At 42.2% G+C, this 13,023-nt stretch carries 11 protein-coding genes and 1 tRNA gene; 2 read left to right on the top strand and 10 right to left on the bottom strand.

From position 1 onward, the window contains the following. Positions 1–50: 50 nt before the first annotated feature. The 3 genes from V7K55_RS11420 to V7K55_RS11410 all read right to left on the bottom strand — a co-directional run bounded on the left by V7K55_RS11420 (position 51) and on the right by V7K55_RS11410 (position 4,888). On the bottom strand, positions 51–608 hold the full coding sequence (locus V7K55_RS11420) for a hypothetical protein (protein WP_334831239.1): 558 nt from the start codon (positions 606–608) through the stop codon (positions 51–53). 1,079 nt (positions 609–1,687) lie between these two features. Next, complete coding sequence (locus V7K55_RS11415; RefSeq protein ID WP_334831237.1) at positions 1,688–3,196, bottom strand: UbiD family decarboxylase; 1,509 nt, start codon at positions 3,194–3,196, stop codon at positions 1,688–1,690. Between the two features lie 969 nt (positions 3,197–4,165). Beyond that, positions 4,166–4,888 (bottom strand): carbonic anhydrase, encoded by a 723-nt coding sequence (locus tag V7K55_RS11410; protein WP_334831235.1) that lies wholly within the window; start codon positions 4,886–4,888, stop codon positions 4,166–4,168. Between the two features lie 329 nt (positions 4,889–5,217). On the opposite strand from V7K55_RS11410, the gene V7K55_RS11405 reads away from it, so the two are divergent. Then, on the top strand, positions 5,218–6,522 hold the full coding sequence (locus V7K55_RS11405; protein ID WP_334831233.1) for a hypothetical protein: 1,305 nt from the start codon (positions 5,218–5,220) through the stop codon (positions 6,520–6,522). Positions 6,523–7,346: 824 nt separating this feature from the next. On the opposite strand, the gene V7K55_RS11400 is transcribed toward V7K55_RS11405, so the two are convergent. The 7 genes from V7K55_RS11400 to V7K55_RS11370 form a co-directional block, all read right to left on the bottom strand. Further along, complete coding sequence (locus V7K55_RS11400) at positions 7,347–8,075, bottom strand: ABC transporter ATP-binding protein (protein ID WP_334831231.1); 729 nt, start codon at positions 8,073–8,075, stop codon at positions 7,347–7,349. 84 nt (positions 8,076–8,159) lie between these two features. Then, positions 8,160–8,384: an indolepyruvate ferredoxin oxidoreductase subunit alpha gene (locus V7K55_RS11395; RefSeq protein ID WP_334831229.1), complete on the bottom strand. Its 225-nt coding sequence runs from the start codon at positions 8,382–8,384 to the stop codon at positions 8,160–8,162. Between the two features lie 152 nt (positions 8,385–8,536). Beyond that, positions 8,537–9,748 carry an ATP phosphoribosyltransferase regulatory subunit gene (locus V7K55_RS11390; protein ID WP_334831227.1) on the bottom strand — a complete coding sequence of 404 codons (1,212 nt, stop codon included), beginning with the start codon at positions 9,746–9,748 and terminating at the stop codon, positions 8,537–8,539. Further along, positions 9,748–10,695: a J domain-containing protein gene (locus V7K55_RS11385; protein ID WP_334831225.1), complete on the bottom strand. Its 948-nt coding sequence runs from the start codon at positions 10,693–10,695 to the stop codon at positions 9,748–9,750. Before V7K55_RS11385 ends, V7K55_RS11390 begins: the two co-directional genes overlap by 1 nt. A gap of 79 nt (positions 10,696–10,774) precedes the next feature. Further along, the gene (locus tag V7K55_RS11380; RefSeq protein WP_334831223.1) at positions 10,775–11,587 is read right to left on the bottom strand and encodes an inositol monophosphatase family protein; all 813 of its coding nucleotides are present in this window, start codon (positions 11,585–11,587) and stop codon (positions 10,775–10,777) included. Between the two features lie 77 nt (positions 11,588–11,664). Beyond that, positions 11,665–12,210: a thermonuclease family protein gene (locus V7K55_RS11375; RefSeq protein ID WP_334831252.1), complete on the bottom strand. Its 546-nt coding sequence runs from the start codon at positions 12,208–12,210 to the stop codon at positions 11,665–11,667. Positions 12,211–12,301: 91 nt separating this feature from the next. Further along, entirely contained in the window at positions 12,302–12,670 is a 369-nt protein-coding gene (locus tag V7K55_RS11370) for a 2Fe-2S iron-sulfur cluster-binding protein (RefSeq protein WP_334831221.1), read from the bottom strand. A 107-nt stretch (positions 12,671–12,777) separates the two neighbouring features. On the opposite strand from V7K55_RS11370, the gene V7K55_RS11365 reads away from it, so the two are divergent. Further along, positions 12,778–12,864 (top strand) — tRNA-Ser (locus V7K55_RS11365). Positions 12,865–13,023 lie beyond the last annotated feature (159 nt).

Here is a 13,023-nt window from a genome sequence, read left to right as displayed (position 1 = left end):
ACAAATTCACCGTCTTCCTCATCTCAAAAAATGGTTTGTGGAAATTTTTGCTAAATCGGCATAGCTATTGGATCATTTTTTCTGTGGAGTTCTCTAAGTGGTAATACCAGATAAGTCAGTTCCGATCCCGCTCGATTGATGACACGCCCTAAGCCCCTGGCCTTAATTGCTACGGTATCAAAGTTTTGTTTTTGACCATTTTCAAGATTTACGGTTGGTAGCACCAACGTTAACTCCAGTTGACCTTGATCGAAGTTTGGCTCTAATGTAACAGTAATAAGTAAACCTAAAGCACTTTTTTGTTTCCTAATTTCCTTACCTCGAAAAGTCAATTCTCCTGATGGGCCACGATAAATTAGTTGTGAAGCTTTTGGTGGATCGCCCACTCGCACTGGCCCTGGCGCTTGCGGAAAGAAAACAATTTCTGTAGTCTTGATCGGGTCAGTGAAAGTATACTGGTTTGCTTGATTAAGTTGAGTTGTATCTGCTAACTTTTGGACAGGTTTTAAATCTACTGCAATAGTTGGAACAGAATTGACCGAGCCAACTATTGCTATAACTAGAGTTGACGTAGTAATTGCAACGAGTCGAGAAATTTTAGCTCTCATGATAGTCTAATTGATTATGTGGTAGACGCAGACATCATTTTGCACTTTCGAGTTCATGCTGACAGTTTTTTTGAATAACTCAGTAACTGACAACATCCAATAGATATTTACGTGTATTTTACAGTATTAGAGATAAGATACAATACATTTATTTACTCTTTTCTAATCTTCCAAGATGCAATGCAGACCGCCCAGTTATGGACTCATACCACCAGTAATAACTGCAATAGCGACAGCAAGAGGAGCATTCACTCATGGGACTCGACCCCGGATGAATTGAAGTCAGTCGCAGAATAGGGCCCAAAGAGGTGAAAATAGTAAAAATATTGGTCAATAAAATTGGTTCAGATTTATGAAACAGTTTTTTTGATAAAAATACTTGGTATAAGTACATTTGTCTAGGTTAGTTACTACCACAAAAAAAACTGTCATAGTTACAATCAGTTAAACAATCACTTAAGAAATATATTTAGAAATAGCGATCCAATAATTTCTCGATGCTGAAATATTAAATGCTATTAGAAATTGAAATATTTTTCTGCGCTCAACAATAGTAAAAAACGTGAGCTAGACTTTTGATGTATTTTTCCTAGTATTTATGATTGAAATTGTTAGGTTTTATGTTGAAAATAACGGTACTTGTTTTTGTAGTGTTCTCTATGTTTTATATTCTAATTTTAAAGGATGCTGACACGTCTATAGTTTATATGTTAGGTGCAATGGTTTGTACACTATTATTAATAGGCAATAAACTCTCACCTAGAAATTAAGACTTTTTGCACCTCCCCCAAATCTATAGGAATCTGGTTTGATTTCTGAAAAGATACGTAGGGTGCGTTAGCGACAGCGTAACGCACCAAACCCTTGATAGTGGTGCGTTACGAACTTCGTTCTAACACACCCTACAATACCTAATTTTGTTCAAAAATAAAACAGGAGTCCTATACTATTTAGTAGAAGTGCAAAAACGCCAATTATTCAGACGCTCATAGACTCGCTTTTCGCCAGTCGTATAGAATACCTAACTGAATTCTGACTTCTGACTCCTGAATTCTGTTTCGATGTTGTTATTTAACACGTTACCTCATATCATAGCCAAACAAATTTGGGTCTACTTCTCCTAACTGCAACTCTGCTAAACCATACTCCGCCCATCGCCTCTCTACCATCGCCGCCACATCTGGGTCAGATTCTAAAGGCGAACCCCATTCATGGTCTGTTTCCGGCGGAATCTTTGTAGTCGCATCAATTCCCATCCGTCCACCTAAGCCAATCTTTTCACTAGCAAAATCCAACGTATCAAACGGTGTATTCGGCAAAATAAACACATCTCGTACTGGGTCAACTTTGGAACTAATCGCCCAGACTACTTGCCGAGGATCGCGAATATTTATGTCTTTATCTACAACAATTACAAATTTGGTGTACGTAAATTGTGGTAAAGCACTCCAAAAAGCTAAAGCTGCCCGTCGCGCTTGTCCCGGATATGCTTTATCAATGGAAATAATCGCTGCTTTGTAACTCAAAGCTTCCATTGGGAGGAAGAAATCGACAATTTCTGATACTTGTTGGCGCAGTATGGGCGTATAAATGCGATTTAGTGCGATCGCCATCATCGCTTCTTCTTTAGGTGGACGACCGCTAAATGTTGTTAAGTAAATCGGATTTTTCCGGTGTGTCATACACTCAAAGCGTACCAATGGCGAATCTTCCACGCCGCCATAATAACCCATGTGGTCGCCAAAGGGCCCATCTGGTAAGACTTCTCCTGGTGTAATCGTTCCTTCTAAGACAAATTCTGAATCTGCGGGAACTTCCAAATCGACAGTTTTACACTTCGCCAACTGCACACCAGAACCGCCATATAGTCCAGCAAACAGCCATTCTGATAAATCTACAGGGATGGGCGTGGCAGCTGCCATAATAATTAGAGGATCTACACCAAGTGCGATCGCAACTTCTAATTTCTTCCCACGTTCTGCCGCTTTCCGCAAATGCCTCGCCCCACCCCGCACCGATAACCAGTGAACAGTCATCGTATTTTTAGATTGTAGTTGCAAGCGATACACACCTACATTTGGTGTACCCGTCTCACAATCCTTGGTAATTACCAGTCCCAGCGTGATAATCTTGCCAGCATCACCACAATAAGGACGTATCAAAGGTAACTTGTTTAAATCTAAATCATTACCTTGAAGCACAACTTGCTGACAAGCGGGGAAAAAGTCCCGTCCTGGTTTCGCCTTCACCACATCAAACAGCACTTTGCCAAAATCTATCGCTTGGGAAATCTTCTTCGGCGGTTTTGGTTGTTGCAGCATACTCAGTTTTTTCCCCAGAGTTTCCAACTCCTCTGGATGCTGCATATTCATCGCCCAGCAAATCCTTTCCACAGTTCCCATCAAATTCACCGCCACCGGAAAGGAAGCGCCTTTGACGTTTTCAAACAACAACCCTGGCCCACCTTTTTGCAGCATCCGGTTGGAAATCTCAGCAATTTCTAAGTCTGGGTCAACTAAAGCTGAAATCCGCCGTAATTGTCCTTTTTCTTCTAGAATTTTAATGAATCCCCGTAAGTCTCTCGCCATTGTTCTAATAAAGCTGATTATTTAAGAAGTGTGAAGCGCTTTCTTATATTATGGGGCATTGGGGATTGGGCATTGGCGATTGGATATTGGAAAGGACAAAGAAGAATTTGTTGAATCATTCTCCCTTGTTTTCCACTCCGTCATCTATCCATTTGGGAAATTGCTGGTTTTAATTGGAAATTAACCTATTTAGTAACTTTTCTTAACTGTGTTTTCCAAAGTATTTAGTTATTGTATCTAGGGATACGCAATTATTTTTTATAAATAAGCGCTAACCTAATCAAACATGGCCAGAATATACTATACCTTCCTGGCAGGCGGCTTTGTTATATGGCCCCTGCTGGGTTTATTTGTTACAAGCTTTGACAGTGCCTTATTTTTAAGTTTTTCTGAATTTTTGTGAGTTTGCATAGGTATAGACCCTACAGATATATATGTAATATTTATGTGGGCTGCCAACACAAGTCAAAAGGCGGAGCCTCTTATACCCGCATTTCTCACAAGCTTTAAGCGAAGAAGTGGCAGAGGGGCGAAGGAGCGGAGGAGCAGAGGGGAAAGAAATTGTACAATATATATCTCTCTCACCTCTGCTCCCCTGCTCCCCCGCTCCCTTACACTTCGCGATTAATAGGAACCGCTATATTAGTAATTCTTATATAGTGGTGCGTTAGACCCTCCATAAGATATTGTGACAAATAATCTCGCAAATATATGCCTAACACATCTACAAGTATTTTATTTGTACTTTATAAATAGCCTCTAGTATAGCGGTTCCAATTCAAATGTGGTACAACATCATCTGGTAAGCAGGGGCAATTCGTGAATTGCCCCTACGGATATACCTCACATAAATGAGAACCGCTATATAGGCTAGTTATATAGTTCTAATTATAGTATCGACAAAGGTTGAATTAATAAATAAAATTATGAATATCGTTAATAATCAAAACCCTAACAAATCTAGAGTCTTCAAGTAATAATGTTGACTTTACCTGTGTCAACATCATAACAAGCACCGACAATTTTTAGTTTACCTTCACCAATCAATTTAGCTAAAATTGTTGAGCTTTCCTGCAATTTTTCAGCCTGATATTGAATGTTAGCTATAACCACATCCTGCATATTATCAGCCGTTCTAAACTTTACCCTTTCTATAGATGGTTTGATGCCCTCAATAATTAAACCAATTCTGCCAGGAAGTGGTTCATTTTTGATTGCTTCCGCGACTGCACCGCATCTTTTATGACCTAATACCACAATCAACCGTGAACCCAATACTGTTGTAGAGTATTCCAGACTACCTATAACCGTATCACTGACCACATTACCAGCAACACGCACGACAAATAAATCTCCAAGTCCTTGATCGAAGACAATTTCCGCAGGTACTCTAGAATCTGCACAGCCCAGTATAGCTGCAAAGGGATATTGAGCTTTAGCAACTAATAGTAGACGTTCTAGTGATTGACTAAGACATTGACATTTTTGATCGATAAATCTTTGATTACCATCTAGCAAGCGTCTAATGGCTTCATTTGGACTGATTGGATTAGGGTTAACTGGGTGAATATCTGCAACAGCAGTTTGCTCTGGATTCCAAAAGCTATCAGCAGAAGCAGTAGCTGCAACACCTACGACACTGGCAAATTTTAAGAAATTACGTCGCCCGACAAATCCATTAATTCGGCTCATCAATCTACCTGACAATAACAAAGCTTTTTCCAATAAATATCATACTTAAGAAGGATGTAAGAGTACCTTTTTACACGGTTTTACAGTCATTTAATATTCAAACAACATCGTAGTTTGAATTTATAACCTATCCAAAGTGATTATTATATGCGTCAATTAAGTTTGGTTTATCTGTCAAAATTAAGCTCCGACCAACTATAAATATAATATTTTTTTAATTCATCACTCTCTGGTTAATAAAAAATATAATTCGTGTCAACAGTCAAAACGACCTATTGTTTATATTTCCTGTATTTTTGGGAATACTTAACACAGTACTGGCTATAGATATGGCTTTTTTAAATAAAATAAACTGGAATTTCCTACGTAAAAATGCTCCAAATAGCTCTGGGATAGATCCTTCTGCTCTCAGCCAACAATCTGCAACACTATCAACCCCCAAAAACCTAGCTAAATTAGAGCATGAAATGGAGTTAGAGAGGCAGGCGATCAAAATATCCCCTCTGCAACCACATCGCAAAACCAAGCGGGGTATAGGTAGTAGACTTATTTGGATAGCAATACTTATCGGTATTCCCAGTGGTGTGATTTGGGTGGCTAACCAGCCTTACCCGGTGATTCGCCGTCCGGTAATGCTCCATGCGCCTTTTTTGTTGCTACCCAGCTATATAAGTATGGATAATCACTATCGACAGGCGTTGGTATCAGTCGAGCAAGCTGAACAATTGATTGAAAAACCTACCAGTCCTGCTGATTTGGCTTTGGGCGAAGAGAAGCTACAAGAAGCACAAAAACATTTAGACCAATTACCAACTTCTTTTGTTAACGATTGGAGTGAATACAGATATTGGTGGTATGACTCGCGCTTTAGCATCTATGGTTTTAATACATTTCGGAGTAAAGTTGGGCAGCTAGAAGCTCAGGTTTTTCAGGAAAAAAATGCTCAGTCTTTGCTTACCGATGATATGAAGGCTTTCTTAAATGCGAAACAGCAATATGAACGGGCGACAACAGCAACTGATAAACAGACTGCAATAGCTGCTTGGCAAACGGCGCTGAATCAATTTGAGCAGATTCCTGGTCAAACTCTGGCAGGAAAAACTATCCAAAATCAACTGGATAATTATAAGCGTGAGTTCAAGGAAGTTGTTGGATTGGCGGCTGGAAACGATCGCATCAGTGCCTTAATCACCGCAGCGCGGCAATTTTCTTGGCAAGCTGCCAAAACTGGTCAAAATCCGCCGCATAGCGTCGCAGAATGGCGACAAATAGAAAATTTGTGGATGGAGGCAATTGAGCGGCTCAAAGAGATTCCCTCAAAAGACGTGGCGGGTTATACCGAAGCACAGAAGTTATTAGCAATTTATGAGGCTAATTTAGGTGAAGTCAAGGTGAGACGGCAAGCTGAGGCGGATGCTGTGGAGGCAATGGAATTAGCACAGCGAGAAATAGAAAGCTTGTTGGCTTCAATTCCTGTTGATGCTCATGATGTGAGGCGCAATCAGGTGTTGAGCCAATTGCAGAGGATTATTAATAAATTAGAAAAAGTGCAAAATGGCACAACAGCCTATCTAAAAGCTCAAGATTTACTCCTATCGGCAAAAAATAAACTCAGGCAGCTACAGGTTCAATAAATTGTGGCGATCGCTCTATACGATTGGTGTTAGTGATATTTGACTCTGGAAGATCCCCCCAACCCCCTTAAAAAGTAGGGTTAGGGAGGATATCTTTGACTAACTATGTGTTTTCTGTTTGATTTCTAGCCAGTTGTGGTGAAGCGGTGACGCTTGCTCTGCTTGTTTGCTGCAACCATACCATTTCAGGTAATTTACAGAGGATGAGCGTCAACAACTGGCCATTGGGTGGGATTCTGAGACGGGAATCGATCCCTTGTAGAAGTTTCTCAATGTCCCAGTAACCCTGCTGATATATCAATTAAAACTGGAACAAAAAAATTTTGGCTGCCAAATTGCCAAAAGCACTCAATCAATTTTGATTGGGGTAAACATAGACGTTTTTATACTAAAAAAAACGCCCCAGGTTCCCTCTGGAGCGGCTTTACAGAAGTTATTTTGACTCAGAGGTATATCAAAAAGTGATGGAGAGCTTTATATATAGGAAGTTCAGTAAGCCTTCTTGTTCAATTGGGGTTCTGGCAAATCCGGTTAATTTGCATTTTTATCATTTTTTCCTAAATGAATGTCCTGTTTTACCTTTTTACTCGCTGTAGATGTGATTAGAAACGCAAGGATTATTGGGGAGAATTCTTTGAGCATCGAAAACGACGGTCGCGGCAGTGGCAGGAATTGTTATAGTTTTTGTATTAGTTTATAGATAGCGTAGGCGCAGTTCGCCTTCTCTACGAGACGCACTCGCGTTCGGCACCGCTATCGGCTCGTGAAGTTTCCTTATTTCAAGTGGTGTTATGTTGAATGGGGGCAAGAGTAATTAAAGAGGGTTAATGTCTTTTACCTGCTCCCAGATATAGTTCACCCACTTTAGGATCGTTTAATAGTTCTTGACCAAGGCCGGAGATAGCATCGCGTCCCGACTCCAGTACATAGCCACGATTAGCCATCTCTAAAGCTTTACGGGCATTTTGTTCTACTAATACAATCGCAGTTCCCGCCTGATTAATTTGTTTAATCTGCTCAAACACCTGTGTCACCAAGATTGGTGATAAAGCAGCAGATGGTTCATCTAAAATTAGCAAACTAGGTTCCAACATCAAAGCTTTGCCCATAGCTAACATCTGGCGTTCTCCTCCAGAGAGAGTACCAGCGCGTTGACGACGGCGATCGCTTAATCTTGGGAACATGGTAAATATTTTATCTTTAATTGGTTTCAGGGGAACGTTAAGCACAAAAGCCCCCATCTCCAAGTTCTCTTCAACACTCAGAGAGGGGAAAACATTGGCGATTTGCGGTACGTAGCACATTCCTCGTTGGACAATTTGATTGGACTTTAGCCCCACAATATTTTCACCTTTAAAGGTAATTGTGCCTGTGTGGGGGATCAAAAGCCCAAAAATTGCTTTTGCCAAAGTAGATTTACCAGCACCATTGGGGCCAATCACTGTTACCAATTCCCCTGGAGCAACCTGAAAATTCACACCTTGCAGGATATCTACATCTTTGATGTATCCAGCATGGACATTTTGAATATCTAGTAAATAGTCATTTGTCATTGGTCATTGGTCATTTGTCATTTGTCATTGGTCATTGGTCAACAGTCAAGTCAAACATAACTATTGACTGTTGACTATGGACTATTAAGGGGTTTTTTGCAAGTCCGGTCGTTCTTCTGCAAGAATCGCCCCTTCGACTGGGCAAACTTGGAGACATATACCACAGTCGATGCAAGTGGCAAAGTCAATCCAGTACCAATCTGTTCCCTTGGCATTTTTGCCCGGGCCATCATGAATACAAGCTACTGGACAGGCTTCTACGCAGTCAGCTACGCCTTCACAGACTTCTGTAACAATTGTGTGTGGCATATTCTCGATTCCCTCTTTTCTGTATCGGCTATTTCTAGCCTAGCAGGGGAGTGAAGAAGCAGGGGAGCAGGGGAGCAGGGGGCAAGGGGGAGAATAAAAAATTAGCTTTTTCTCCTCTGCTCCCTGCCCCTCTGCCTCTTTCCCCATGCCCACTAACGCAAGGATTCAATTTTTGGGGAACCATCAGCTTTAATCCAAGCAATTTGGGCTATGCTGCGATCGCGTGCATATTGGCGAATTGCGTCTGCATCTCTTCCCCCCAAATCAATTTCTACCCGCACCAAATGGGTGGAATCTCTGAGTTTTTGCGCGTAGGCAAAGGCAGGGGCGTTAGCACTCTGCGTCTCTGGTACTACTAACCAGTTACTCGCAGGGGTTACTTGCGGTAATTGCTGAGTAGATAATAAAAGTTGATATAAATCTTCAATATTGAGTCCAAAACCAATTCCGGGGATGTTTTCTCCTTGGGGATGATATAATCCCAAAAGTTGGTCGTAGCGACCACCACGCCCTAAAACTCTGGCTTGGGATTCGGTATCATTGACGACTTCAAAGACGATACCAGTGTAGTAATCTATGGTCTGGATGAGACTAAGGTCGAGGATTAAGGGAAATTTTTTCTCTGATTCTAGTAATTCTACTAGGGATTTGAGGTTATTTACTGCCTCTCGCTGTTCTTCATCTAGATCCAAACTACTAACTTTTTGTAACACGTCTGCACTGGGGCCGCGCAGATCCAGCATGATTCTGGCGCGATCGCGGAGTTTGTCACTCAAGGGTAAAGTATCTAGAGTAATCCGGTCGAGGTGAGCGATCGCACTACGAACTTTATCCTGTAGATTAGCAGGAAATGCACTCAGGAGCGATCGCGTAATTCCCGCTTCACCTAAAATTAAGTGCCATTGCCGCAAACCCAGTGCTGCTAAACAATCTGCGACTAACAGCAGTACTTCCGCATTTGCCAGCAATCCGCCAGCACCTAACAACTCCACCCCAGCTTGATAAAACTCTTGCTGGCGATTATGCCTACTTTCCCAGGTGCGGCGAAACACATTGGCGTTGTAGTACAACCGTTGTGGATAACTTGTATTTGCCATGCGAGTGACAACAGTACGAGCAATGGACGCTGTTAATTCTGGACGTAGCCCTAATTCATCATCTTCGCCATTTTGTAGTTGAATTACCATCTGGCGCTGAATTGCTTCTCCTGCCATCAGCGTATCCATGCGCTCTAAAGTTGAGGTGATAATCCTGTGATATCCCCAACGATGAAATACTTGCTGTAACCGATCTTCAATCCAGCGTTTTTTCTCCACATCCAGGGGCAATAAATCCCTAGCTCCCGCTGCTGGTTGATACACCATTATTTTTTCTTCCCACCAAACAAACCACCGAACAAACCACCACTACCAGATTTATCTGGTTGCTTATCTCCATTATTAGGGGATGAAGTCACCTTATGATCGCTAGATTGTTGTCCGAGAGCTTTATCTATTTTGGGTTTCCATTGCAATGCCCTTTCGTCGTTGGGGTCTAGTTTTAAAGCATTGTCAAAGTGGATTTTTGCCATTTTTAGCTGATTTTGCTTCAAATACACCATTGCAATTAAGCTATGACAGTGACTATTTTTAGGTTCTAACTTCAGAGCATCCTGCAACTCTACTTTGGCTTGGGCAAATTGGTTTTTGTCAATCAAAGATTGAGCGCGACGAACATACTGTTCTACAACCGAGTCTTCTTTTGGTGGTTCTGGTGGTGGATTTTTTTGTGTATTTGGCTGAGATATACCTGATTGGACTTTGGGTTGAGCAGGTGGCGGCGATGCGGATGATTTGCTTGCACTCCGCATTAAATAGACTAAATTCAACTCACTAACTTGGGCAATAACTTGCAGCACTTGCTCTAAAGAATCATATTGAGTTTGAGCAAGTTTAGCGATCGCACTTCTATAGAATGGATCGAGATTAGGTGCCTGAGCTAACTGTTTACCCAAGTCGGTATTGAGAGTTACCGAAGTAGACTCTTGTAACAGGCGCTTGCCAATTTGCGACAAAATTAAAATATATTCCGTGCGAGTGCGATCGCCAACCAGTTTTTCGTAAGCTGGGTTAACCAGCTTTGATAAAAATTCGTTCCCTAGCTGTTTTTGTTCATCACTTTCAGTAAAACTACTATCCGGGTGTAAGCGCCGGGCAATTTGGAGATAGCGTTTCCGAATCTCTTTGACATCCGCATCAACTGGAACGCACAATACTGCGTGATGATCTATGAAATCATATTTAAATAGTCCACGATCTATTTTGAAAGACATATAGAGTTTTTACACCAAGGGAGCAGTTAGGTTGCTTTTAGTTTACCCAAAGTCGAAGGGAAAGCCCCCACCCCAACTGCTATACCCAGGCTGATAGTGGCGGAACCTGTAAAAGTTCGTTACTGAGGGAGTCGTGAATATAACCATTTGTGGCCAGAATTCTACCTGACTCAATTTTGACAGAAGTGCCATCGTAGGCAGTAACTTTGCCCCCGGCTTCTTGTAACAAAATTATCCCGGCGGCAATATCCCAAGGAGAAAGCCCTCGTTCCCAGTAACCATCGACACGTCCACAGGCAACATAGGCCAAATCTAGTGATGCTGAACCGCTACGTCTAACCCCTTGCGTAAGATGGGTGAGGTGACTAAATTCTGCGTAGTTGTTATCAGAGGTTTCGCGGCGATCGTAGGCAAATCCTGTTACTAGTAGGCTTTTACCCAGTTCAGAGGTTGTTGAAACATTGATGGGACGACGGTTTCGCGTTGCTCCCAAGTCAGTAGCAGCACTGAATAGCTCGTTATGGAATGGGTCATAAATTACACCAACTTCTGGAACGCCATTAATTAACAGCCCAATGGAGACGGCAAAAAATGGGTATTGATGGGCGTAGTTGGTTGTACCATCTAGAGGATCTATTGCCCAGAGGTATTGATTTTCTTGATTACCTAATTTGCCTGATTCTTCAGCGAGGATAGAGTGCTGGGGAAAATGGCGACGCAAAATTTTTAAAATCAACTCTTCTGAGGCTTTATCAGCAGCCGTGACTAAATCACCAGGGCGACCTTTTTCAACAATTGCATCTTCTAACTTACCCAAGTAACCTTGCAAAATAGCACCAGCAGCTAAGGCCGCTTCGGTAGCAATATCTAGAAAAATTTGTATATTTGTCATTTGTCATTTGTCATTGGTTCATCTCCCCCCACTCCCCAGTCCCCAGTCCCCAGTCCCCAGTCCCCAGTCCCCACTCTTCAAAGATTTTGGCGGCGGAACTCGGCGGGAGTTAGGCGCATGGGTTTTTCTGAGTTCCAGATGCCTTGTCCCATGAGTCTAGCCCATTGTTGGGCACGTTCTAAACGCTGGTCATATTTGTGGTTAGGCGATCGCCCAACAAACATTGCATTCCCTTGTTTGACTAATTCTTCATTCAACAACACCTTATTTTTCCACACATAAGCGAGAGTTCGCCCGATTTTGTCTTTTGCTTCTAAATCAAACTCCAAGGTTACTGATTCTTCTGCACCACCAATTAGATTCTCTAACTGTTCCTTTGCCTCTTCTCCCCAGGGCCTCTGTCGCAAATCTGGTGCATCAACGCCAACTAACCGCACTTGGGAAATCAAATTCGGTTGTTCAGCCATACCTAACACTTCCAAACTTTGCCCACTAACTACCCGCGCTACCTTTACCTGAGCCTGATTATTTGGCAATTGGTTTTTACCTTGGCAACTCACCAATAGCAATAAGCAAACCAAAATAGCTATTTTTCGCACCCAGCCACCAAGACTCACAACCATCAAAAATTCTCCTATGGCAGCTGCTGCACCTAGCAAGCAGAACCTCTTGCCCCCTGCTCCCTGCCCCCTGCTCCCTGCCTCCTCCAATTGTTTATTCCTCATCTAACGGTAAACCCGCTTTAACTTTGCCCTTAGCAAAATAGCGTCCAAACTGGAGTTCGTAGACTTCATCTTCGTCTTGCGTCTCTACTTCCAAGTCAGAACGGGGATAACTCACACACAAAAGGGCATAACCTTGCTGACGTAAATCTGGCGACAATCCGATCGCCTCTGGTTGATAAATTTCTCCCGACAAAACCCTTACAGCGCAAGCGGTGCAAGCCCCGTTACGGCAGGAAAACGGTAGTTCCACCCCTTGTTTTTCGCCTGTGTGCAGGATGTAGCGATCTTCTGGCACTTCTAGGGTGTATGTTTTACCGGTGGCGCGATCGCGAACTTTAATTGTGTATGTACGAGACATCTGGATTTGCGTTGTGGAATTAGGACTTTCAGATTCAATCTAAGAATATCTGTCTTTATCTTTGCATTTTCTGGGATTCTATAGTAAGATCGTAACCTGTGGCACCTGGAGAGGTGGCCGAGTGGTTTAAGGCGCAGACCTGGAAAGTCTGTAAGAGCGTAAGTTCTTCTACGGTTCGAATCCGTATCTCTCCGTTAATCCTTACTGTACAATACTTTCAGCTTATACGGTTGTGTAAAATACCATTTTTTGCTATATCGTCGTGGTTGAAAGATTGGTATAAGTGGTTTAATGTTCAACCGATAAGTAAAAATAGGCGATCGCTGGTAAATGCTAGAGGCTTTACTTATGAG

The sequence above is a fragment of the Nostoc sp. genome, assembly GCF_036919895.1.
In the GTDB taxonomy this organism is placed as follows: domain Bacteria; phylum Cyanobacteriota; class Cyanobacteriia; order Cyanobacteriales; family Nostocaceae; genus Nostoc.
This window is presented reverse-complemented; position numbering and strand designations above follow the sequence as displayed.

Bases quoted from the DNA above. Each gene is read 5' to 3' on its own strand.
- V7K55_RS11400 (WP_334831231.1), bottom strand. From the start codon at position 8,075: ATGACAAATGACTATTTACTAGATATTCAAAATGTCCATGCTGGATAC.
- V7K55_RS11390 (WP_334831227.1), bottom strand. From the start codon at position 9,748: ATGGTGTATCAACCAGCAGCGGGAGCTAGGGATTTATTGCCCCTGGAT.
- V7K55_RS11420 (WP_334831239.1), bottom strand. From the start codon at position 608: ATGAGAGCTAAAATTTCTCGACTCGTTGCAATTACTACGTCAACTCTA.
- V7K55_RS11405 (WP_334831233.1), top strand. From the start codon at position 5,218: ATGGCTTTTTTAAATAAAATAAACTGGAATTTCCTACGTAAAAATGCT.
- V7K55_RS11370 (WP_334831221.1), bottom strand. From the start codon at position 12,670: ATGTCTCGTACATACACAATTAAAGTTCGCGATCGCGCCACCGGTAAA.
- V7K55_RS11395 (WP_334831229.1), bottom strand. From the start codon at position 8,384: ATGCCACACACAATTGTTACAGAAGTCTGTGAAGGCGTAGCTGACTGC.
- V7K55_RS11385 (WP_334831225.1), bottom strand. From the start codon at position 10,695: ATGTCTTTCAAAATAGATCGTGGACTATTTAAATATGATTTCATAGAT.
- V7K55_RS11380 (WP_334831223.1), bottom strand. From the start codon at position 11,587: ATGACAAATATACAAATTTTTCTAGATATTGCTACCGAAGCGGCCTTA.
- V7K55_RS11375 (WP_334831252.1), bottom strand. From the start codon at position 12,210: ATGGTTGTGAGTCTTGGTGGCTGGGTGCGAAAAATAGCTATTTTGGTT.
- V7K55_RS11415 (WP_334831237.1), bottom strand. From the start codon at position 3,196: ATGGCGAGAGACTTACGGGGATTCATTAAAATTCTAGAAGAAAAAGGA.
- V7K55_RS11410 (WP_334831235.1), bottom strand. From the start codon at position 4,888: ATGAGCCGAATTAATGGATTTGTCGGGCGACGTAATTTCTTAAAATTT.